This window comes from Rothia sp. P5764 (genome assembly GCF_048512965.1).
Classification (GTDB): domain Bacteria; phylum Actinomycetota; class Actinomycetes; order Actinomycetales; family Micrococcaceae; genus Rothia.
Genome location: NZ_JBLXXQ010000004.1, coordinates 200,167 through 221,652 on the forward strand (window position 1 = coordinate 200,167; position 21,486 = coordinate 221,652).

At 52.0% G+C, this 21,486-nt stretch carries 20 protein-coding genes; 4 read left to right on the forward strand and 16 right to left on the reverse strand.

What is annotated here, in order from left to right; translation table 11 throughout:
- Positions 1 to 52: 52 nt before the first annotated feature.
- From ACN08Y_RS07600 to rfbB, 4 genes are all read right to left on the reverse strand, one after another.
- On the reverse strand, positions 53 to 676 hold the full coding sequence (locus ACN08Y_RS07600) for a 50S ribosomal protein L25/general stress protein Ctc (protein WP_419099851.1): 624 nt from the start codon (positions 674 to 676) through the stop codon (positions 53 to 55).
- 229 nt (positions 677 to 905) lie between these two features.
- Entirely contained in the window at positions 906 to 1,580 is a 675-nt protein-coding gene (locus tag ACN08Y_RS07605) for a glycosyltransferase (protein WP_419112279.1), read from the reverse strand.
- A gap of 277 nt (positions 1,581 to 1,857) precedes the next feature.
- Positions 1,858 to 3,279 (reverse strand): dTDP-4-dehydrorhamnose reductase, encoded by a 1,422-nt coding sequence (gene rfbD / locus ACN08Y_RS07610; RefSeq protein ID WP_419112280.1) that lies wholly within the window; start codon positions 3,277 to 3,279, stop codon positions 1,858 to 1,860.
- Entirely contained in the window at positions 3,279 to 4,277 is a 999-nt protein-coding gene (gene rfbB, locus ACN08Y_RS07615; protein ID WP_419099854.1) for a dTDP-glucose 4,6-dehydratase, read from the reverse strand. Before rfbB ends, rfbD begins: the two co-directional genes overlap by 1 nt.
- 84 nt (positions 4,278 to 4,361) lie before the next feature.
- Here rfbB and rfbA point away from each other — a divergent pair, with 84 nt between their 5' ends.
- From rfbA to ACN08Y_RS07635, 4 genes are all read left to right on the forward strand, one after another.
- Entirely contained in the window at positions 4,362 to 5,222 is an 861-nt protein-coding gene (gene rfbA / locus ACN08Y_RS07620; RefSeq protein WP_419112281.1) for a glucose-1-phosphate thymidylyltransferase RfbA, read from the forward strand.
- A gap of 126 nt (positions 5,223 to 5,348) precedes the next feature.
- Positions 5,349 to 6,788: a polysaccharide biosynthesis tyrosine autokinase gene (locus ACN08Y_RS07625; protein ID WP_419104453.1), complete on the forward strand. Its 1,440-nt coding sequence runs from the start codon at positions 5,349 to 5,351 to the stop codon at positions 6,786 to 6,788.
- 94 nt (positions 6,789 to 6,882) lie between these two features.
- On the forward strand, positions 6,883 to 7,740 hold the full coding sequence (locus ACN08Y_RS07630; RefSeq protein WP_419112282.1) for a nucleotidyltransferase family protein: 858 nt from the start codon (positions 6,883 to 6,885) through the stop codon (positions 7,738 to 7,740).
- Entirely contained in the window at positions 7,737 to 8,042 is a 306-nt protein-coding gene (locus ACN08Y_RS07635) for a PqqD family protein (RefSeq protein WP_419112283.1), read from the forward strand. The genes ACN08Y_RS07630 and ACN08Y_RS07635 overlap by 4 nt, the downstream gene beginning before the upstream one ends.
- Before the next feature lie 61 nt (positions 8,043 to 8,103).
- Here ACN08Y_RS07635 and ACN08Y_RS07640 read toward each other — a convergent pair whose 3' ends face one another.
- Genes ACN08Y_RS07640 through ACN08Y_RS07695 form a run of 12 tightly spaced genes read right to left on the reverse strand, consistent with a single transcriptional unit; the run spans position 8,104 to position 21,455 of the window.
- Positions 8,104 to 9,225: a glycosyltransferase gene (locus tag ACN08Y_RS07640; RefSeq protein ID WP_419112284.1), complete on the reverse strand. Its 1,122-nt coding sequence runs from the start codon at positions 9,223 to 9,225 to the stop codon at positions 8,104 to 8,106.
- 21 nt (positions 9,226 to 9,246) lie between these two features.
- Positions 9,247 to 10,191, reverse strand: a complete 945-nt coding sequence (locus tag ACN08Y_RS07645) for a glycosyltransferase family 2 protein (protein ID WP_419112285.1) — start codon at positions 10,189 to 10,191, stop codon at positions 9,247 to 9,249.
- Positions 10,192 to 10,198: 7 nt separating this feature from the next.
- On the reverse strand, positions 10,199 to 11,242 hold the full coding sequence (locus ACN08Y_RS07650) for a glycosyltransferase family 4 protein (RefSeq protein WP_419112286.1): 1,044 nt from the start codon (positions 11,240 to 11,242) through the stop codon (positions 10,199 to 10,201).
- A 1-nt stretch (position 11,243) separates the two neighbouring features.
- Positions 11,244 to 12,164 carry a glycosyltransferase family 2 protein gene (locus ACN08Y_RS07655; protein ID WP_419112287.1) on the reverse strand — a complete coding sequence of 307 codons (921 nt, stop codon included), beginning with the start codon at positions 12,162 to 12,164 and terminating at the stop codon, positions 11,244 to 11,246.
- Entirely contained in the window at positions 12,161 to 13,411 is a 1,251-nt protein-coding gene (locus tag ACN08Y_RS07660) for an O-antigen ligase family protein (RefSeq protein WP_419112288.1), read from the reverse strand. Before ACN08Y_RS07660 ends, ACN08Y_RS07655 begins: the two co-directional genes overlap by 4 nt.
- Positions 13,412 to 13,413: 2 nt before the next feature.
- Entirely contained in the window at positions 13,414 to 14,547 is a 1,134-nt protein-coding gene (locus ACN08Y_RS07665; RefSeq protein WP_419112289.1) for a glycosyltransferase family 4 protein, read from the reverse strand.
- Positions 14,538 to 16,781: an N-acetylneuraminate synthase family protein gene (locus tag ACN08Y_RS07670; RefSeq protein WP_419112290.1), complete on the reverse strand. Its 2,244-nt coding sequence runs from the start codon at positions 16,779 to 16,781 to the stop codon at positions 14,538 to 14,540. The genes ACN08Y_RS07665 and ACN08Y_RS07670 overlap by 10 nt, the downstream gene beginning before the upstream one ends.
- A gap of 6 nt (positions 16,782 to 16,787) precedes the next feature.
- Positions 16,788 to 17,510: a cytidylyltransferase domain-containing protein gene (locus ACN08Y_RS07675; RefSeq protein ID WP_419112291.1), complete on the reverse strand. Its 723-nt coding sequence runs from the start codon at positions 17,508 to 17,510 to the stop codon at positions 16,788 to 16,790.
- Between the two features lie 5 nt (positions 17,511 to 17,515).
- Positions 17,516 to 18,589, reverse strand: a complete 1,074-nt coding sequence (locus ACN08Y_RS07680; protein WP_419112292.1) for an RNA-binding protein — start codon at positions 18,587 to 18,589, stop codon at positions 17,516 to 17,518.
- Positions 18,580 to 19,590 carry a CgeB family protein gene (locus ACN08Y_RS07685; RefSeq protein WP_419112293.1) on the reverse strand — a complete coding sequence of 337 codons (1,011 nt, stop codon included), beginning with the start codon at positions 19,588 to 19,590 and terminating at the stop codon, positions 18,580 to 18,582. The genes ACN08Y_RS07680 and ACN08Y_RS07685 overlap by 10 nt, the downstream gene beginning before the upstream one ends.
- Positions 19,590 to 20,510, reverse strand: a complete 921-nt coding sequence (locus ACN08Y_RS07690) for a glycosyltransferase family 2 protein (RefSeq protein ID WP_419112294.1) — start codon at positions 20,508 to 20,510, stop codon at positions 19,590 to 19,592. The genes ACN08Y_RS07685 and ACN08Y_RS07690 overlap by 1 nt, the downstream gene beginning before the upstream one ends.
- Positions 20,511 to 21,455 (reverse strand): glycosyltransferase family 2 protein, encoded by a 945-nt coding sequence (locus tag ACN08Y_RS07695; protein WP_419112295.1) that lies wholly within the window; start codon positions 21,453 to 21,455, stop codon positions 20,511 to 20,513.
- Between the last annotated feature and the right edge of the window lie 31 nt (positions 21,456 to 21,486).

Here is a 21,486-nt window from a genome sequence, read left to right on the forward strand (position 1 = left end):
TCTGCGCCGTAAATGCTACGACGCAGACCCCTGAGGTTAGAAACCTCTAAACTTATTCAGCTTCATCTACCAGGGCATCAGCTTCGGCACCCTCAGGAGCGTTTTCGCCTTCTTCGCCGGTTTCGGGAACGTCAAGTTCCTCGGGCTCAGAAACGTTAACGATTAGAAGTTCGGGATCTGCTACCAGGGTAACGCCGGCGGGCAGTTCAATATCAGATGCATGAACGTGCTGACCGATTTCGCGACCTTCGATGTTAACAACCAGGCTCTCGGGGAGCTTGAGGGCATCTGCTTCAACCAGCAGGAAGGTTTCTGTCTGGTTTGCGACAGCGCCAACTACAGGCTCGCCCTCAACATGGATGGAAACTTCAATCTGAACCAGCTCGCCACTCTTAACGGTCTGCAGGTCAAGGTGCTGGAGTTCGGGGCGGATGGGGTGACGCTGGATGTCCTTGATCATGACAAGGTGTGATTCACCTTCGATATCGAGTTCGAGGATAGCGTTGTCAACGCGAGCAGCCAGGGTGGTTGCGTGGCCGGGCATGATAACGTGCTTGGGCTCTTCGCCGTGGCCGTAAATTACTGCGGGGATGTCGCCTGCCATGCGGATGCGACGAGCGTAGCCCTTGCCGAAGTCGTTGCGGGGTGTTGCGGAAATCTTGATGGTATCTGACATGGTCAGCCATCCTTTCTATGGTTAGGAGTGATGCGCCAAGTGGTGTAGTGAACTGGCGCCAGAAATCACTTTCTAACCAGCCACCGTCAGGTTCGGACCTACCGTCTATAAGACGGTATTCCACTGCCTTGGCCTGAGAGCTACCTTTAGGATAGCCAAGGCAATTGTTCCATGGAATAGATAAGGAATCAACTTAATACACACAGAGTACCCCAGGGCTTAGCGCTTATCATCTGTAAGATTCTATAGACCCTGGCCTAAGACCCACAAAATTCCCAACATAGATTTTATTATAATATTTTAGACATAAGGGAAGACAAATTGCACTCAGTAGCGAAAACCAGGGGGCCGGATAATCTGGATTATCGGTACCAGTTGCCCCTCGCGCAGGAAATCTAACCAAGTCGCTTGAAAAATAGTTGATTCTTCTCTCAACTTCTGTAAGCCATTCAGCCGCAAATGCGGTCTGAGGCCGAAACGCAAAACACATTTGGGAAAGAGTCCTGGAGTAGTGAAGTTCTGAATCCCTCTGAAGCGCGCCCCCCTTGGGCATCTCCCCAGTCCCATAGACCTCTGCTTCGCCTACGGCCCATATTGATTTATGATTTTCAAGATAATCAATCATCCGAGAGACCCTACCCTCGAAAGGTTTAATATCCAGATAGGCGCCACCGTGGTGGTACATAAAGTAGGCACGCAAGTAATCAGACCTATGCACAAAAGATAAATCATAGTAGCAGTCATGCAGGGGGTGGCCAGGAACAATGAAGTCCTTCAGATTATCATTCGAAACCAGGATTACTTCTATATCATCATTATTTTTTACGAGATAATCGAAAGAATTTTTCCTGTTTTTTGTCAGAGGGTTGTCCCCAGTCCAAAATAAGTAAAGTTTCTTAGGCACTGGGAGGCTCTCGGCGGTAGGAAGATTACTCGACAGCCTCAAATGGTCTACAGGGAAAGTAGAGGAAGTAGGGGACCGCAAAGTACCCTCTTTATTAAGCCACCTCTCATACTTTTCAGCTTGGTAGGAATAGCCCGCGAATGCAGAGTATTTCTTCAAGCCAAAACCAATTGAAGAGCGATAAAACCACCTAGATTTCTTCTTGAAGATAAAAGCGCGGTGTTTAGCCTGCCGTAATACTTCTAACGTTTGCTCCTTCAAAAAACCTAACCTCTCTCTAAATGCTCTTACCTAAGTAGTCTGCAAGAGCTTCCCTGTGATTACGGGGGGTGAAGCCCGCTTCGATAATTTTTGACAGGTCCATTGCGGAGTTGGTGGGGCGGGGCGCGAATACCTCAGCCTTGGCGAAGTAGTCTGCCGTGCTGACAGGGCTTACCCGGTCAGCAGAGTGCCCGCCTGCTTCAAAAACAGCTTGAGCGATCTCTGCCCAGGTCACTACATCACCGGTGTTCGAGACATGATAGGTGCCGTAGTCACACTGATTTTCGAGCAGGTGCACAATGGCACCGGCCAAATCGCGGGTGAAGGTCGGACGCCCGTGCTGGTCGGCAACCACCGTGGGGTCGATGCCACGCTCAGCCAGTGACTTCATGATTTCGATAAAGTTCTTACCATCGCCCATGACCCAGGAGGTTCGAACAATATAGTGGCGGGCTACAGAGCGGGCCGCCATTTCACCGGCGGCCTTGGACTGACCATAGACACCCAGCGGAGCCAGCGGTGCATCCACTGCGTATTCCTGCCCCAGTGGCAGGCTACCGTCAAAAACATAGTCGGTGGATACGTGTACCAGCGGAACCCCGGCCTGATCGGCGACACGGGCAAGAGCGGCGACACCGGTGGCGTTAGCAGCCCAGGCATCGGCCCGACCCTGGGCGGTCTCTGCCTGGTCCACAGCGGTGTAAGCTGCCGCGTTGATGATGCCTCGTAAAGAGCGCCAACGATAGGCCTGCACCCACGAATCGGGGTCGGCCAGGTCAAGCTCATCACGGCCGGCGGCCAGGTAGGGAGTACCTCTTGCCTCAAGCTGTTTGACCAGTTCACGGCCCAACTGGCCCTTGGCACCAACCACCAGGAAGGGAGCGGGGGCAAGGGGTTCTACCTGAGCCAGGCGGGGGTGGTTCTTGTCCTTCTCCGATAGCTCAGCATCTTTAAGAGCAATGGGCCAGTCGATAGCTACGGTCTCATCGGCCAGGTTCAAGAAGGAGTACTCGGACTGGGCATCAACCGACCAGTGATCGTTGACCAGGTAAGTGTAGGCGGTGTTATCTTCTAAGGTCTGGAAGGAGTTACCCACACCGCGTGGAACGAACACCGCGGTGTCGGGGCCGAGTTCTACGGTCACGGTTTTACCGAACGATTCTCCGGCGCGCAGGTCTACCCAGGCACCAAAGATGCGGCCGGTTGCCACAGAGACGTACTTATCCCAAGGCTCAGCGTGAATACCGCGAGTGGTGCCTACTGAGGCGTTAAAGGAAATGTTGTTCTGAACGGGTCCGAAATCGGGCAGACCGGCGGCCAACATTTTCTCCCGCTGCCAGTTCTCCTTGAACCAACCACGGTTATCACCGTGTTGCGGAATATCAATGACCAGCAGGCCGGGAATCTCGGTGGTGTAAACAGCAAGGTCTTTGGGCATTACTGACCAGCCTTTGCGTATTTAGCCTCAACCTCAGCCTTGAGGGGCTCCCACCAGGCGCGGTTATCGGTGTACCAGGCGATGGTGTCAGCAAGCCCAGCCTCAAAGTTGGTGAATTGCGGCTCCCAACCAAGTTCTTCGCGCAGGCGGGTGCCGTCAATGGCGTAGCGCAGGTCGTGACCGGGGCGGTCAACAACGTGCTCAAAAGCGTCCTCAGGCTGACCCATCAGGCGCAAGATAGTACGAAGCACCGTGATGTTGTTCTCTTCACCGTTTGCACCGATGAGGTAGGTCTCACCGATAGCGCCCTTTTCCAGAATTGTATGAACAGCGCTGGAGTGATCTGATGCGTGAATCCAGTCGCGGACGTTCAGGCCTTGGCCGTAGAGTTTAGGCTGGATACCTGCCAGGATATTGGTGATCTGGCGAGGAATAAACTTCTCGATGTGCTGGTAGGGGCCGTAGTTATTGGAGCAGTTAGAGATAGTTGCTTCAATACCGAAAGAACGTACCCAGGCACGCACCAGCAGGTCAGAACCGGCCTTTGTTGAAGAGTAAGGTGAGGAGGGATTATAGGGGGTAGTCTCAGTGAACTTAGCGGGGTCATCAAGCTCAAGATCACCAAAAACCTCATCGGTTGAGATGTGGTGGTAGCGGGTCTTATGCTGACGCACGGCCTCTAGGAGGGTGAACGTACCCACCAGATTAGTATGAATAAAAGGGCTGGGGTCGTTCAAGGAATTATCGTTGTGTGACTCTGCCGCATAATGGACGACTGCATCAGCCTCTCTCACCAGAGGGCTGACGACGTCCATATCTGCGATATCACCTTTAACCACTTCACACCGGTCAGCAGGCAAGCCAGCCAGTGACATTTCATTGGCGGCGTAAGTCATTTTATCGAGGACAAGAACACTATGATCAGTTTTTTCAAGAAGATAGTGAACAAAGTTTGAGCCGATAAAGCCGGCACCGCCGGTAACAAGAATTTTTCCCATGAAGCTAACAATAGTGGTAAATCACCTCAAAGTAGAGGCTATGTTAGCCCCACGAGATGTGGTGTTCATGCCACAATGGAAACTATGAAGGGAATTTTACTCGCAGGGGGTACCGGTTCGCGCCTCCACCCCATTACGCTCGGCATCAGCAAACAGCTCACGCCTGTTTATGACAAGCCGATGATTTACTACCCCATTTCGACCCTTATGTTGGCCGGAATCCAAGACATCCTGATTATCACAACACCCCAAGATCAGGAGCAGTTCAAGCGGCTTCTCGGTGATGGTTCGCAGTTCGGTGTCAATTTCAGCTACCAGGTTCAGCCCTCTCCTGATGGACTTGCTCAGGCCTTTATTCTGGGTGAAAGCCATATCGGAGATGACACCGCAGCCCTTGTGCTCGGTGACAACATTTTCTACGGCCCCGGTTTGGGCAATCAGCTCCGCAAATACAATGATGTGGATGGTGCCGCTGTTTTTGGTTACCGTGTTGCAGACCCCACTGCCTACGGTGTTGTTGAATTTGACGATAATTTCAGAGCTATTTCTATTGAAGAAAAGCCAGAAATTCCTAAAAGTGATTACGCAATCCCTGGCCTCTACTTTTACGATAACAAGGTTATTGAATACGCAAAGGCCATTAAGCCCTCCCCCCGTGGCGAACTAGAGATTACCGACCTCAATAGGATCTATCTAGAGCAAGGCAAATTGCAGGTTGAAGTTCTTCCGCGCGGAACAGCTTGGCTCGATACAGGGACCTTTGGCTCTCTTGCCGATGCAACAAGTTTCGTCCGTACGGTTCAGGCCCGCCAGGGTCTTTCCATCGGTGCCCCCGAAGAAATTGGGTGGCGCATGGGTTGGATTGATGACGACCGGCTTGCTGAACTTGCACGACCTCTCGCTAAAAGCGGTTACGGCAAGTACCTGCTGGGCCTTCTCAAATAAGAGATATTTAACATTGCTGGTGTCTTGGGATGAGTTCTGACTCCTAGGACTGCCAAACAGCTGCTGTTAGAATCAAAACAAACTTTATTCTTTTTCAACTGCTTTAAACTCACATTTAGGTTACTGATGACCATACTTGACTTCGTGCGAATGTTACGCGCCAATCTAAAATTTCTCATAGTAGGAGCCCTGATCGGGGCTTTGCTGGGCTTTGGCTACTCCCTCCTACAGCCCAAGGTTTACTCCTCGTCGTCAACTGGCTATGTAACCGTTGGGGACGGCAGCGGTATTGGGGATGTCATAGCCGGATCCACAGCGGCCAAGGAGAAAGCTAACGCCTACCTAGCCCTGGTTAATAGCGGTGCTGTTGCTGAGGAGATCGTCGCCGCCAACCCCAACCTGAACCTGAGCCGGGGACAGGTCCAAGGCAATCTTTCCGCAAGCGTTGATTCCAACTCCGCACTCATCAAGGTCTCAGCCACAGGGTCAAGCCCCGAGACGGCCCAGGCTCTAGCCAACTCTTCGCTGGAAGCTGTAGCCAAAGTTGTTAACGACATGGAAGGCTCAAGCAGCGTAAAGGTTATCCCGCTTGAGGATGCCAGCCTTAACCAGCGTCCGGTAAGCCCGGATACCCAGAAGCTGGTTCTAACCGGCGCTGCCGCTGGCCTGGGGCTAGTTCTAGTAACTATCCTTTTGCGCCGAACCCTTGATACCAAGCTCCGCACTCGCAACGATGCCACTCAAGCAACCGAAGCTGGGATCTTGGGAGTACTGCCTGTGTCAGACGAGCTTGATGAGGAGAACATCCTCAAGGCAGGTAAGGATCATGTTTCACAAGAAGCTATCCGCCAGATGCGCACCAATCTGCGCTTTGTTAATATCGATAACCCCCCTCGTTCGCTGATTGTGACCTCTGCCGAACCCGGTGAAGGTAAATCAACCGTATCGACTTCCCTGGCCCGGGCCCTGTCCGATGCTGGTGAACCGGTTATTATTATCGACGCTGATCTTCGCCGCCCTACTATTGCCAAAAAGTTCAAAATTGACTCTAAGGTGGGTCTGACCCAGGTGCTAGCTGGCCAGGTCGAACTTGCCGATGCCGTTCGCCAGTTTGAGGACTCTCAGCTCTTCATTCTTCCAGCCGGCCGCATCCCCCCCAACCCCTCAGAGCTCCTAGGGTCCGAGAAAATGCGTCAGCTCATCGCTGAGCTAGCCGGCGAGTTCGTTGTCATTGTTGACGTCCCCCCGGTCCTTCCTGTTACCGACGCGGTCCTTCTCTCAACTGCTGTGGACGGTGTTGTGCTGGTCGGTACCGTGGGCAAGACCCGCAAGGAAAACCTGGCAGAAGCTACTGCCAACCTGCGTAAGGTCAGCGCTAAAATCCTGGGAGTCGTCATCAATAAGGCTCCCCGCACGGGTCTGGGTAACTCCTACTATGGCTTCGCCTACAGCTCCAATAAGGGTTACACCAGCTACTACGGCCAGGACACCACCAAGTCGAAAAAATCCAAGAAGGGGAAGAAAAGCTCAGCTAAGTCAGTTGAGTCCGCACCCCAGGAGTCTTAGAACTCAAATAGTGCAGTGAGTTGAGTTTTATGCCAGTCGTTTATGTAGCGACTGGCATAAACTCTATAGTCCAGGGATTATCGGAGTAAGGTCTATGTCAAAAGAACAAAGTGCCCAAACATCAGCTGTCTCTGATGTTCCCCTTGCATTGCGTATCAGCCTTTCTCATGCTTATTTTCAGCATTTAGCTAACCGGCACGGCATCGATATTCTGCATGTGAAGGGTTATGCCTTTGCGCAGGAGGTCTACCGCCAGGGTAGGGTTAGCACAGATGTTGATTTGCTGGTCCGGCCTGAGCACCTACAGAAGCTCATAGAAGCTGCCCAGAGTGATGGCTGGGAAATCATTGCTCGATTTGAGACAGGGTCAATCTTTGAACATGCTATGACCCTCTACCACGGGTCATGGGGGCTTGTTGACATCCACCGGTACTTCCCTGGAATCGGTGATGCTCAAGGCTCAGCCTTTGAAACTCTCTGGCAACAACGGCGAACGCGGGAGATAGCTCATTATCCCTGCTGCCTGCCTTCTCTAACCGACTCCCGTATTTTTGTTGTAGTACACGGGGCGCGTTCCGAAAATGAGTACAAGGCCGATATTGAGTATCTTCGTAAGACCCTCTCCCCCGGTCAGTGGCAGGACATGAGAGATCGTCTACCGGCGCTGGATGCTGAACTTGCTTTCGCGGCTGCGCTGCAGGAGTTGGACAGTTTCAGGGATCACCCTGACTATCTGCTCTGGAAGTCAGTATCGGAAAAGACCTCAACCTATATCCGGTGGAAGGCCCGGTTCATGCATGCCAAAGGGTTCAGAGCAAAAACGAGGGTGGTGTTCAGTATCGTGATGGTTAATAAAGATCATCTCGCCATGGAGCTAGGGCACCCACCCACCAAAGAAGAAATCCGTCAGAAGTTCTTCTCCCGGTTTATCTTCTGGAAAAAGAAGTCATGAAGGAACAAACGATGCGATACAGCCGCGCGAACCATATCGGCTTCATCATGGGGTTCGAGAGTGGGCAAAGCGCAGATGATGAAACCTATGTAGCGAATCTGCTGACCTCGGAGATTTCTGTTCTTCGCGGGCCCAGCGCCTTGATATGGGAGATTCTGGACTCTCCCCGTAGTTCCGAAGAGATTATCGCTGATATGCAAGATATCTACGGTGTGCCCCGTGAAACCGTGGCAGATAGCGTCCTCAATTTTCTGGACTCGTTAGTCCGGCAAAACCTTCTAGAGCTCACGGACTATACCTAAAACTGATGAGGGCGGGTAACAGCTAGCTGTTACCCGCCCTCTCCTTTTAAGACCCGGTGCACTATTGCTTGACTTGTTCCCTGATTTGCTGGATAAACCGCTCCTCACTGAACTGGGAGATATGCTCCTGGATTCTCTGGGCTGAGTAGTCATCGGGACGAAAGTCTTCAACAGCCCGACGGATCTCAGGGGCTGTTGGCAGGTCGATGAAGGTACCGGTGATTCCCTCACGGATAGTGTCGAGGAAGCCACCTGCTTTCAGGGCAATGGTGGGCTTACCGAAGGCTCCACCCTCAAGCGGGGTGATCCCGAAATCTTCGTGAGAGACCGCTAGCAGAGCTCGCGCATGAGCATAGGCGTACTGCATCTGCTCATCGCTAAGTTCAGATGCAAAAGCTATGTTGGGGGTGCTCATCGCTTTAAGCTCATCCGCCATCGGGCCGGAACCGATGACCAAGAGTTTCTGGTCGAGCCCAGCAAAAGCCTCGACGGCATGCTGGATATTTTTGTAAGGTAGCAGACGGGAAACAAGCAGATAGTAGCCATCTGCCATGAAGTCTTCAAGACCCGGGATGGGACTCAGAGGACCGTTTGAATCCATAGAATGTGGGGGGAAAATTACCCTAGCTTGTTTGCCGTAGACATCAAAAATTCTTTGCTGGATGATGCTGGAGTTGGCTATATAGTGATCATGCCTGCCAGCAGCGCGCTGATCCCACCGACGCAAGAAGGGGCGCAAGGCTTTAAAACCTAACTCAATGGCCTTATTCATGCTGCTGCCCATATATTGATCCGTGAGGTAAATCCAGCGGGCAGGAGAATGGCAATAAATCAGGCTCTGTGTGGGAAGGTTGAACCCGTGGGCCCACCCGGTTGACGATACGATCACCCTCTCAGCATCAACTTTGAGTCTGCTCGAGAAGAAGGGAAGTAGCGGTAGCGCTAGGCGGTGGTCTTTACGGAAGAGACCCACCTTGTTAAGGGGAGAAGTGATAACGGTGCAGTTCTTGAACTCAGGGTAAGTCTTCTCTGGGTCATAGAGAGTGGTGTAAATGGGAGCGTCAGGGAAGGCCTTGTGCAGGGCAAGAACTACCCGCTCGGCACCACCACGCTGGGTGAGGTAGTCGTGAGCTATTGCGACCGGGTAGCTTGCCTCTGCCGCAGAAGTAGAACGAGAACGCATGGGGGTGGGTTCTTCTTTCAGCTAGAAATTTTTTTGTGCACGGTGGGGGTATCTTGTACCAGCATAGCTGGAGGATTCAACGACGAGAGCAATAATCTTTTCAGCTATTTGGGCAGGCACCCGCGGGGCCAGCCAGTCAACTAGATTTCCCAGATAGTTTACGCTTCTTTCTGTCATAAACTGGGCCATAAACCTCACTGCAAACCCCCAAACCCCTGAGGGTTTTATTGGTTTCAGCGCATCCTGACCGTGTTTTTCAAGAAATATATTTCGAGCAGAACCGGAAAAGAGCGCTCTGCGAGCTTTTCCTGCAGTTGTTGTTGCCGCAATATAGTGCCTTACTTCAAGGTCACGGGCAAGAACAAACTTTGCCCCAGCATCGGCGAGCATCTTGCCCATATCAACGTCTTCCCAGCCGTAGAGACGATATCGCGGGTCATAGCCACCTACCGTGTGGTAAAGCTCGGAGGGCATTGAGCAGTTGGCAGCCCAGTAGTGCCACCAGCCTGCGGGGTCCGATGAATAGGCATCGTCCCTGAACCTTTGATCGCGGTAATGTCCATAAAACTTAGCGTGAGGGGTATCGGGGAAGATGTTGTGCACAAGACCCATCACAGCACGCCGAGGCTGTTCCTGATGATACGCAATGTGTCTAGAAATGTATTCCTCGTTCATTTCGATATCGTCATCGCAGCGTATCAAAATAGCGGCGTCGGCGGCCCGGTAGCCTGCATTCAGGGCAGCGACCCTCCCCTGGTTCTGGTCAAAAACAATCATGCTGAGGTTAAGCCGTCCACGGTCAATATAGCGCTGGACAACAGCCGCTGAATTGTCGATATCGCCATCAAGGACGACAATAACCTGAAAGTTCTTTTCGGTTTGAGCTTCTAAGGCATCCAAGGGGTAGTGCAACTTGGGCGCTCCCCCGCGGCTTGGGATAATAACGGCGGCTTGATAAGTTGTCATAATAATTTCAGTCCGTATTTTCTATTCGTTTAATAATTTCGGCAACTCTGGCCTTACCAGATTCGGGAGAATAGTTCTCAAACCACCGCCAGTAACTCCTGTTTAAGAGATCTTGACAAGCTGAGAAATCTTCACTCGCCATCTCATCTAAGGCAAGAATCATCTCCGCCAGCTGTAAGCTATCGCCCTGCCGGAAAACCCAGGGGTAGTCACGTCCCACAACCTCAGGTAAGGCACCTGCATCTGAAACGATAAGGGGCATCCGGGCGCTCATAGCTTCAGCTGCAACCAGCCCAAACGACTCATCCACTTCTGAGGGAACAACCAGAATATCGCTCTGAGAAAAGAGCTCACCGGGATCAACCCAACCCAACAGACGGCACTTGTCCCCCAAGTTATCTAAAGCCAGATTCACCTTCTCTTGGCTAGAGGCATCAATAAATTTTGCCTCACCCCCAATAAGTAACTCATACCGTCTATCACCAGAATCATTGAGCAGTTTAAGCGCATGAGCTAAAGTATGGGTCCCTTTAATGAGAGCAGGACGCCCTAAAAAACCGATACGAACATGGGATTTTTGTGGTTGAACTTTGGGGGAATCTGATACCTCCGCAACCCAGTTTTCCAATGCTACAGAACGGGGCACACGCTCTGCGACATAATAGCTGGGCACCAACACGAGACGAGCACCTTTTTTAGCTACTCCATAAGCAAATTTTTGGATGCCGGTAGGTAACTGATGTAAGTGTACTAGCCGGTTTTGATCCCCAGCCGTAGCCAGAGACGGCGCAAGACCGTTACACCACAGAAAAGCATCCCTATGGTATGCCCGCCAAACACGAAGCTGTGCCATGTAAGATTTTCTGTCCCTTGCTTCTAGGGAAATTGTTGAAAACCCTTCGTCCTTTGCAAGATCTAGAAGTTCACCCGGCTCAGTCGGACTCAAAATCGTGACCTCATGCCTTAATGAACGCAGAGCGCGAGCCACGTTCAGAAGCATGACTTCACCGCCGCCTATGGCCCCATGGTTTGAAGCAATAACAATCTTCAATTTATTCTCCTGGATTTTCCATGAGTCGAGGCTTCAGATCACAGCTGCCTTTTCCGGAGTAATATACAGAACCGTATAAATTACCTAGACTCGATACAACCAAGGAGATATCACGCCTGCTAATCACCCTATTTCTTAGAATATTTTTCACTAGATTAACTGATGTTGAAGAAACTTTTTTTATACAGTAGAAAAAATTATAAGAGGCAGAATCATATTGAGGGTACCGGCGGGCCATGAGAACCCTGCCCTTGCCCAAGATAAATTTCTTTTTAAATGAGGCAGATGAACCGCTAATTCTAAACTTTATGCGAGCTTTCTCCACGAATTCTACCGGGTAACCAGCCTGCTGCACACGCCACGACAGGTCAACATCCTCAAAACCGTATTTCGGTAATGACTCGTCGTATCCTCCTACCGCAAAAAAAAGAGAACGGCTAATTGCGCAGTTACAGTTACCCACATGTGGTAGGTATGCCGTCTGCATTAAACCTTTCGGAAAGAAGTCAGTGTGCAGTACTTCTTTGGAGTCATAGGCTTCAATGAGTCCTCCAGCTAAAACCTCACGCCCTAACGTAGCTTCAACAAAAGCTTGAGCCCAGTCCTGAGATACCTCATCATCCGCATCGCAGAAGAGAATAGTTTCTCCCTCTGACTGTGAGGCAGCAAAATTTCTAACCGCTGGAATCCCCTGCAGGTCGGGCTGACTAAAAGTCTTTATCCTAAACTTTGAGGTATATTTTTGGCACCATAATTTTATGGTATGCGAAGTTTCATCAGTCGAACCATTATCGACGACTATAACCTCATAGGTTACCCCTGGAGATATTCTCTGGTTAGCCACCGCTTCGAGCTGATTCCCCAGACTGGAACCACCATTTTTCACGCAAACTATAATTGAGGCGTCATATGGTTGGGTCATTTCCTCAAACTCCTGATTTCCTTATCGTAGCCAAATAATTTAACCTTGGAGTTCGCGGGCAATGAGGTAACCGCTGCACGTAGCACATAGCCCATGCAGATAGCCCAAGGCAACGTATAAAAGACTTCGCCCAACCTGAAAGCGCAAATCAGCAAGGCAACGCCCACACCCTGGGCAAGTACTCTATAGAGGGGTTCATCCCTTCTCTGCCTGCTCAGGGGGCGCACAGCAACAAATAGGGTCAGTGAAACAAGAACAAGAGCCCAAATCCAGCCACCCTCGACAAAAGCAGACCAATAGGAATTGTGGAAAAACCAAGTCCTATCTTCAGCGGAATCATAGACGTATGCCTCCCCCAGCCCCTGTCCAAAGAAGCCGGTTTCTTGAACCTTAGTCCATGACATCTCGTCAATGCGGGCGCGTAGGGCATCACTACCAGATCGGTCACCAAAGACCTTTGCATCAGCATAATCCTCGGTCACCAAGTTCAGAAGGAAGTAAAAAACCCCCAGAAGCAAGACCTTGATCATTGGGTGAAAACGCGGCGCAATGAGAATCCAGAGATAGGCAAAAAGCAAGGCCGCCAGAGAGGTTCTTGAGCCTGTCTCCCACAACAGAAGACAGGAAACTGCCAGCCCCACAATCTGCTGCCAGCGCTTTGAATAGACGGTCATCACCAAAAGAGCAAAAAGGGCATGAACCAAACCAGCATAATTTTTATCCCCAAGATACCCGGTAAGGTAGCCCCCGTAGGTGTCCGGTGCAAGACCAGAAAAGAACAAGCCAGCATTGATAAAAAGTGCTGTGGAATAGCCAAGGATAGCGGAGCGAAGATGTATTCTCCCTACCGCAATCACATAAATAAGCCCGGTTGTGGCCACAAGACGAATAAATCGTCGCGTAGCGTCAGCGGCATAAAGGCTGGGGTCACTCGCAGCAGATACGATGGCGATATAAACCAGGATTATCCCCAGTGCGACAAAAAAAGTCGAGTACCTGCCTAGAGAAAAAATTGACTTTCTGGTAAGGCCATAACCGACAATAATGAAGACCATGAGCTGGTTGAAAGGCAAGCCCAAGCCAGGAACAGGTACGCCATAAATCAAGGCAGCAAAAAGTAGGAATTCTACTATACGGACCTGTGAAACCTGAGTTTCTGTTCGCTTTAACAAATCCTTTCCATGCTCGTTCAGGGTCTTCTGCCCCAAAGTCAATTTGCCCTCGTCGGTCACACCAACAACAGCCATACCTATCTGCCCCTCTGATATTGTGCTACTAGCTGATATGCCATCTCTTCTCGGCTAGCCCAGCTAAATGTCTGTGGAGTATGCGCGGTTACAGCCTGCTCTAGCAGACACCGGGCAACCGTGCTTGCGGCGGCCTGGCGGTTCATCTGGTTGAGCGAGGGCACAAGCTCCTTGCCGTCCAAGATCTCGGGGTTGCCCCCAACCGCTGTTGCTACAAGAGCTAGCCCGGCTGCTTTGGCATCGAGCAGGGTATAAGAACAGTTCTCCCAGACCGAGAGCTGAACCAGCAGGTCTGAGCGGCCCATAGCTTCGATGGGGTCCACAAAGCCGGTAAAGCTCACGGATTCCAAAAGCCCAAGTTCTGCAACCTGTCTCTGTAGATCTTCTTTCAGTTCGCCGCTACCGGCAATCTCCAAGGTAGCCCCCGGAATTTCCTGACGAACAGCGGCAAAAGCCTCCACCAGTACGTCCAACCCCTTCTCAGGAGCTAGCCGAGAAAGCGATAGCACACGCAAAGCACCGGGGGCAGGCTGAACACGGCAGCTTTCAACGGCTGAGGCGACCCGAGCTGTATCAAGGCCGTTATAAACCACCGCAACCCCACGAGCACCCCACTTACCTTTCATCTGGTCAGCGGTGGACTGAGAAACAGCCAGCAAGCCATCTGTCCCCCACAAACGCACGCGGTGCACCTGCTCCATCACCCGCGAGCGCCAAGAAGTACCGTGGTAGACCGCATCGTCCCCGGCAATACCGTGTTCGGTTGTAAAAACCCGAGGTATATGGGTGCCCCTGCGCAGTATCTTGTTGACCTTGCGTAGGTTCACGGTCGCAGCGGCTACCACATCCGCATAAGCCAGGTGGCTGTGCACGATTGCTGGTTTGAGTTCGTCAATGACGGTGTTGAGGGTTGCCCGGGAAGTTGAGAATCCTGCAGCTGGCCCAAAATCAGCTTCGCGTACTTCAGCCCCGAGTTCTTTGAGCCGAGCTGAAAGCTCCCCTGGCGGGCAGAGAACCACCAGGCGGTAGCCGGGTAGCCCGACCTCAGCGAGGTCGCTGATGTGCCGGGCTACACCACCAAAATCGGGGACCGGAACGCAGTGAAGCGCCACCGGTAGGTCGCTGTTTACAGCCACTTTTCCAGCCTATCCAGGGCAGTGAAGAAGCCCTCACCGTTGTTGACGTGGCCCTGCCAGATTTCGGGGATAAAGGATGAGTTGGGGGTAAGTTCGCGCAGCTGCTTGCCCAGCGCGGCCCAGTCCACGTCGCCTTCGCCCACCTGGACGCCTTCGCCGTCCACGCCCACACCGTCAACTAGGTGCAGGTGGATAGAGCGGGGGGCCAGCAGGTCCACGGCTTCTGACAGCGGCATCTTGAGGAAGTTAGCCGCCAGCATGGTGTGGGAGATATCCAGGCAGAGGGCGGTGTTGTAGGTATCGGAGAACTCTGCGGTGTCCTTGGGGTCAAGGAAGAGGTTGTGGTACTGCTGGCCACCCATGAGCCAGGGGTAAGGGGGCAGGGTCTGAGCAGCAATTCGCACGCCGGAGGTGTCCAGCTTAGCCAGGGCCTGGCCGATACGCTCGTATTTATCGGCACGGGCGGCCGGGGCAATGTGGCCGTCCTTGGTGAAACCGCCCATGGTGACAACCATGACCGGGTCATCATCTAGGGTGAAGTAGCGGGTCAAGTCGCGGGTGATGTCGATGGTGCGCTGGACCTCGGCGATGGAGCGTTCCCAGATTTCCTGGTCGCGTGAGGCTAGGTCTACCAGGAAGTCCCCGGCGAAGAGGTCGGGCAGGTGGGTGGTGAATGACATGTCTAACTTGCGGTCAAAGACATCGTCAATGTTGACTTCCAGGTCCTTGTAGCTGAAGTGGAATTCAAGGAAGTCAGGCTTGGCTTCTGAAATCAGCGGCTTGTAGTCGTGGTAGCGAACGGGTAGGCCCCAGGGGCGGTCGAATTTGAAGTCGCGGCGGGTCACCAGGTCGTCTTTGAGATCACCCTCGAAGAAGAAGGAGCCGGCCTCAACCTCGCGCTGCATGGTGCGTCCCAGGAGCTGGGGCAGGTAGTTGGGCTGCAGTCCACGGCCAGGTGACTTGACCTCAACGTCGGCTTCGGTGACGACCTCGCCCTTGGCGATAGTGCGGGTAGCCACCAGTGACTTAGCCAGGTTCACACGGTTCATAAGCTCACCAGTGGATACTTGGCGGGGTGCGGCGGTACCGATGGACTCCTCAACCTCACGAATCTGCTGGACCATAGCCTTGAACTCTTCGGGCAGCAGGGAGACGGTATGGTCGTTGCCCTCAAGGGTCTTGTCAATGGTGAAGTGCTTCTCAATAATCTTGGCACCGCGGGCAACAGCAGCGATGGGTACATGATAGCCGCGTTCGTGGCCGGAGTAGCCAACCAAGCACTGACCGATTTCTGCCAGGCGGTCCATATAGGCCAGGTTGACATCCTTGAAGGGCGCAGGGTAGGTGGACTGGCATTGGAGTAGCCCATAAGAGGCACCGAGTGAACGGAGCAGTTTGACCGATTCACGGATCTCTTCTTCGCGGCTCATGCCGGTTGAGATAAGCATGGGCAGGCCCCGTGAGGCCATGTCACGGAGCAGGTCATGGTTGGTTAGGTCTGCTGAGGCAACCTTGAGGCCCTGTACACCGTAATCCACCAGAGCCTGAACGGAGGGGGCATCCCAGGGGGTGCACATGATGTCCATGTCGTGCTGTTTGACATGGTCAAAGACCTCATACATCTGATCTACGGTGAAGGAGAAACGAGAGAGCAAATCGAGGGTGTACTGAACACCCAGGTCCTCGCCTGCTGACTTGGAGCCCTTCTGGCGGTAGAGAGCGTCCATGTCACGAAGCTGGAATTTAACAGCATCGGCACCGGTATCAACAGCCAGGTCTACCAGGCGCTTAGCCAGGTCAACGTTGCCCTGGTGGTTGTTGCCGATTTCAGCAATGATGAAGGCTGGTGAGTCCTCGGAGATCTCGGTGCGGCCAATACGCAGGACGTTCTGCTCATCCATGGCGATAGCGACCAGGTGGCCGCGCTCATCGACCAGGGGAAGGTGGCTAATCCCCTTGGCAAACTCCTTCTGAAGTTCAGCGGGCTCAGAACCAACCGGTGCGGTCTTGACACCCAGGTGAGCGACGTCAAGGGCGCTGGTTTCCAGCGAGGCGGTGGGGTTGGCAATCAGCCAGCGCCGGAAGTCGCCGTCGGATAGCGAGCCTTTGAGAACGCCGGATTCATTGACCAGGAAAATGATGCGCTGGCCGTTAGCGGAGATTTTGTGGAGGGCGGTTAGAACCGGGTCCTCTGAGAAAACGATGTAGGGGGTGATGTTACGTTCGATAATCATGGGGGATTAGCCTTTTTTCTTGTGCGAGGGTGCGAGGGTGGTAAGAAGCTGGTGTTCAGCGAGGGAGAAGTCAATCATGGCATCGATGTCTACGCCTTCTACCTCATCGAGAATGAAGAGCTCAATCTTTCCGCCCAGACGGTTATGGAGGCTTTCATAGAGCTCTGTGCTGGTGATGTACATGGACCCGTTTTCGCGGTAGCGGAAGGTCTCACGGGTAAGTTCCTGCCTGCGAGGCCGATTCATGACTTCGTACTGTGCTGTCGGAGGCTCTGTTGCCGCCCAGATGAAGGGGCCGATGGGGATGACCCCCACCATGGAGTCCGAGTCTGAGTCTGCAAACTGGCGGACAGCCCGTTCCAGGGTGCCGGGTAGGCGGACGGGGCTGGTGGCCTGCAAGAGCATAACCGCATCCGGCCGTCTGCCGTCCTGCGTGTAGAAGTCAATCGCGTGCTCAATCACCGGTTCGGTTGCGGTGGTGTCCTTAGCCAGGTGGGCCGGGCGGATAAAGGGCACCTCTGCCCCGTATTCACGGGCAGTATCGGCCAGTTCGGCGTCGTCGGTGGACACCACAACGTCTACTGTATGTTCACCTGCCAGAGCTTTCTGCGCCTCAAGAGCCTGCTCAATGGTCCAGGCAACCAGCGGTTTCCCAGCGATAGGCTTGAGGTTCTTGCGCGGGATTCCCTTAGACCCGCCGCGAACGGGTATCACGCAAAGAATACGCATGCTGTCTAGTTCTCCAATGATTGAGTGAGGATATGTGCGATGGTTTCCGCCGGTTCACGGCTCGGAAGCTGAGGTGCCGGGGTCGGTTCGCTCCCCCAGGGGCTCATGCCGTAGCGCTCCCAGAAATCCTGCAACCACTGCGGCGGATGCGGGTGGTAGACCCAAGATGGAACCCCGCGAATAGCGGCTTCTAGGACCCCCGTTGAGAAGATGGAAACAATCGGATTATTAACCTGGTTCAGAGGCCGCTGTGAGCGATCAACTTCAATGCCCAGTCTATCCATCAAACCGTGTGTGAGGAGAGAAAGTTTATCTTTCTCACTCGGGTGAGGTCTGTAGATTGCCTTGTTCTCCCTGGTGAATTTGAGGGTGGAGTAAGCGAAGGAAGCACGGGGCAGCTCGGCCCCGTGCATTTGCCCAAGGAACAACGGAGTGGAGAGAATCTCGGCAGGATCAACCGCAGGTTGCTGAGAGGCCTCCCAGAAAAGCTGAGAACCCACGACCTGAGCCGTCACATCGGTACGACCGGAAATCCAGAAGTCAGCATCAGCCTGGCTGAAGGCCAAGAGGTGAGTACCGAAAGCCAGAGGCGGCGCATACGGGGTCTGCAACCCGTGTTGAATAGTAACGAACTGAGCTTCGGTCCTTTGCGAGAATCGGTAGGCGGCGGAGCCCCATGCCATATAGTGACCAAGCGCCACTATCTCTTGGACCTCAGGTAAAACAGTATCCAGCTTGTCTTCTTGCACCAATTGCACCGTCCAGCTCTGGTCTGGAAGATAGGCTGTAAGGTCGTTGGGGGCCCACACCGCATAGGGGGTTTGCCCCAAAAATTTGGTGGGGGTGACCAGAGAGTTCAGCGAAGTAGGTGAGGTGGAGTCCAGCGCGATTAGTATCTTTGCAGTTTCACCGGTGGTATGTAGGTAGCCAGTTACAAGCTCATTTAGGGGCTTACCTTTGCCCGTGGAAGGTAGTGAAGACGCAAAATTTTTGACAGTGCTTTTACCCCTCCGTAACAGATGGGCATTTGCCTGCCATCTATTCCAGGCTTCTAAGTCTGAAGGGTACTTTAGGCCCATAAAAGATTCATCTTCTGTGCTCGGTGGAAAAAAGTATGTTCAGCTTGGCTACGTTTGAGCCCTGCTTCGCGAATCGAATCACTCCAAGAGGGCTCTGCAATAACTCGCTGGCAAATCTCGATTAGTTCATCGGTGCTCTGGTAGAGCAGAACCTCCTTGCCGACTTCGTAAAATTCTTCAACATCGGGCCGGTCAATGAGCTGCAGGCCGTTCATGCCGGGTACCTCAAAAGTTCTCATGGACAAGCCTGCCTGTAGCCCATGAACATTCAGCGAGGCAGCAGCAGCAGCTTGAACCTTATAGGCTTCAGCAAGAGGTATATCTCGCTCTGCTGGAAGTTCGGGTCGCTTTATTTCCCAAGTACGTAAGCGGTCAAAGGGGTGGTGTGACCAGGCTCGACCGTAGACCCTTACGGGCACCCCCGCTTCTTGGAGGGCAAGCATCATTTTTTCGCGGTTATCGTAGCGTGATCCTACAAAAACAATTTCGGGGATGCGTTCAGTGGGGAAGTCAGCAAGCTTAGGGTCATAGCCGTTAGCTACAAAGTGGGCGTTAGCTCCATTGAGGGAAAATTCTTCAGCTTCTGAACGTGCATAGCTAACTACTGTGGGGCGGCTCTTAAGAAATTCAAGAGTGTAACGATGCCTTTTAAGATCGTCGTATAGCCATAAGATGTGAGGAATTCGTGATTCGTCCACTTTCTGCCAAAAGTTATCGCCCAACCCATCGGCTTTAATAACAATGAGTTTGTCAGGCTTTACTTCGTCAAGAACCCTCAAAGCCTTGGTAGTCGCTGCAATCTCAGCAGCCTTTTGTCCTTGCAAACCTATTTTTGAGGGAAGCTCGTACAGGGCCTTATTGCGAATCTTATCTTTGAAAGTGTCAAAAGCATCGTATCTGTGAACTGTAACCTCGTAACCAAGTTGGCTGAATCCATCAGCAATCGAGTGACAGTACCCATGAAATGCCGGACTAACAATGAGCAGTTTCTCGGTTGGCATTATTGAGCTTCAGCTTTCTTGATAAATTTGAGCTCTTCTTGGAGTATCCGGCGGGGTTTGACGGCTGAGTTCCATAACGAACGAAACGTATTGAACACAAAATTCAGGTAGCTTACGGCTTTGAGAATAGGCGCTAAGAGAAGACCCTCATCCCATTTCTTGTTGTAAATAAAGCGAGAGTTAAGAACCCACTGGCGTCGCTGAGCTGACCCGCCAGAAGAACCTCCTCCAGCGTGTCGGACTACAATATCGCCCCGAAAGACACGTTTGATTCCTTGATCCGCTAGTCGGCGTTGTAGGTCAATTTCTTCGCTGTTCATAAAAAAGCGCTCATCCATACCACCGACAGCCTCAAAGTCTGCTTTCCTGAGCATCATGCAGGCCCCCATCAACCAATCAGGTTCAGCTCTTTTACCCGTCTGACATTTGGTGTCATGACCAACCATGATATGCCAGAAGCGGGTATCCCGGAAGCGAGCAACCGGGGTAAACCACTCCCAGGCATGATGCGCTGTCTTTGGAAACCGTCTTCCCACCCACTGGCTTTGATTACCGTGCCCAAGAACCTGTGGACTAATTATGGCTCCATTTTCATGCTGATAAGCTGCGACCATATCTCCGAGAAAATGGGGAGGTAAAGTAAGGTCGCTGTTCAGAATAAGTATCCAATCTCCCTTCGCCTGGGCAACCCCTGAATTTACGTTAGATCCAAATCCGCCGTTAGTCTCACGGCGTACAACGGTAACGCCATCAACCTGAGGAAAAGGCGTGGGCGAAAAATCATCAGAGACAATAACTTCAAGAGGAGCAACGTTAGATTGGTTCTTAATCTGTTCAATCAAAGTAATAGAATCGGCAGGATCTCCGTAGAAGGGAATAATCACCGATAGTAAAACTGGGTTTTTACCAATTTCAACCACTCAAAGACCAGCTCCTTCACTAAATTTAAGCTCTTTACCTAATGTCTTATATTTAAATCTTCCCACAAGTAACCCAACAACCGTCAAAAAATTAGAAAACCGCGAGATATTCCCCTCTACGTCATTCGGCCTAAAATTTAAGAAGAACTTTACCAAGGTTTTGGGTGCCGAAGCTAAAGAGAGTTTGTGGTAAGGAGCTGCTTCCTGCCAAGCATCGTGCTTGGCAGCTAACTGAGAAAAAGTGAAACCGGTTGTGTAGCCCCTAAAAGTTAGTTTTTTCCAATCATCTCTAATCCTATATAAGATCCTGAGATCATCAGCCACTACCAGCTCGACTCCATCTTTATAAATTCTGTACGATAAATCATTATCTTCAGATCCTGCTGAAAAGTGTGTATCAAACCCTCCAATTTTCAAGAAGTAATCCTTCCTTATAGCAAAATTACCCCCCAATAGAACTGGAGCCAAGGACCCCATCTTTGCCTTGGAGTAGGTATTTATGTTCAATGCAGGAAACTTCTTCCAACCCTCTTGGGCGAACTTGATTTTGTTAAATTCAGTCTCAAAAACTGTATATACCGCACCGGTCACAACCGGATACTGCTTAAGTGCTCTGATCGCTGAAGCCACCCATGACTCGTCAACAAGGTCATCCGCATCGCAAAATAACAAAAGCTGGCTTTGGGCCCGAGCAGTGGCATAATTTCTCGCATAAGCCGCTCCCCTGAACCCAGAAGCATCCAGGTACCGTATAGCAAAAGAATCAAAAGTCAGATGAGAAATCCAGTCTTCAAGCCCATCGGTGGAACCGTTATCTGCGATGATAACCTCAAAGTAGGGGGCACCTTTTTGTAGAGAAAGCGATTCAAGTTGCAGTGGTAAAGTTTTCATCCCGTTATATACCGGAATAATAACTGATGCAACTATTTTATATTGGCTACCCATGGTAAAAGTACCCAGAAGTTATTAAATTAAT

Coding starts and splice junctions, on each gene's coding strand:
- rfbA (WP_419112281.1), top strand. CDS start 4,362: ATGAAGGGAATTTTACTCGCAGGGGGTACCGGTTCGCGCCTCCACCCC.
- ACN08Y_RS07680 (WP_419112292.1), bottom strand. CDS start 18,589: ATGGGCCTAAAGTACCCTTCAGACTTAGAAGCCTGGAATAGATGGCAG.
- ACN08Y_RS07630 (WP_419112282.1), top strand. CDS start 6,883: ATGTCAAAAGAACAAAGTGCCCAAACATCAGCTGTCTCTGATGTTCCC.
- ACN08Y_RS07660 (WP_419112288.1), bottom strand. CDS start 13,411: ATGGCTGTTGTTGGTGTGACCGACGAGGGCAAATTGACTTTGGGGCAG.
- ACN08Y_RS07670 (WP_419112290.1), bottom strand. CDS start 16,781: ATGATTATCGAACGTAACATCACCCCCTACATCGTTTTCTCAGAGGAC.
- rfbB (WP_419099854.1), bottom strand. CDS start 4,277: ATGGGAAAAATTCTTGTTACCGGCGGTGCCGGCTTTATCGGCTCAAAC.
- ACN08Y_RS07675 (WP_419112291.1), bottom strand. CDS start 17,510: ATGCGTATTCTTTGCGTGATACCCGTTCGCGGCGGGTCTAAGGGAATC.
- ACN08Y_RS07685 (WP_419112293.1), bottom strand. CDS start 19,590: ATGCCAACCGAGAAACTGCTCATTGTTAGTCCGGCATTTCATGGGTAC.
- ACN08Y_RS07625 (WP_419104453.1), top strand. CDS start 5,349: ATGACCATACTTGACTTCGTGCGAATGTTACGCGCCAATCTAAAATTT.
- ACN08Y_RS07640 (WP_419112284.1), bottom strand. CDS start 9,225: ATGCGTTCTCGTTCTACTTCTGCGGCAGAGGCAAGCTACCCGGTCGCA.
- ACN08Y_RS07695 (WP_419112295.1), bottom strand. CDS start 21,455: ATGGGTAGCCAATATAAAATAGTTGCATCAGTTATTATTCCGGTATAT.
- rfbD (WP_419112280.1), bottom strand. CDS start 3,279: ATGCCCAAAGACCTTGCTGTTTACACCACCGAGATTCCCGGCCTGCTG.
- ACN08Y_RS07635 (WP_419112283.1), top strand. CDS start 7,737: ATGAAGGAACAAACGATGCGATACAGCCGCGCGAACCATATCGGCTTC.
- ACN08Y_RS07600 (WP_419099851.1), bottom strand. CDS start 676: ATGTCAGATACCATCAAGATTTCCGCAACACCCCGCAACGACTTCGGC.
- ACN08Y_RS07655 (WP_419112287.1), bottom strand. CDS start 12,164: ATGACCCAACCATATGACGCCTCAATTATAGTTTGCGTGAAAAATGGT.
- ACN08Y_RS07645 (WP_419112285.1), bottom strand. CDS start 10,191: ATGACAACTTATCAAGCCGCCGTTATTATCCCAAGCCGCGGGGGAGCG.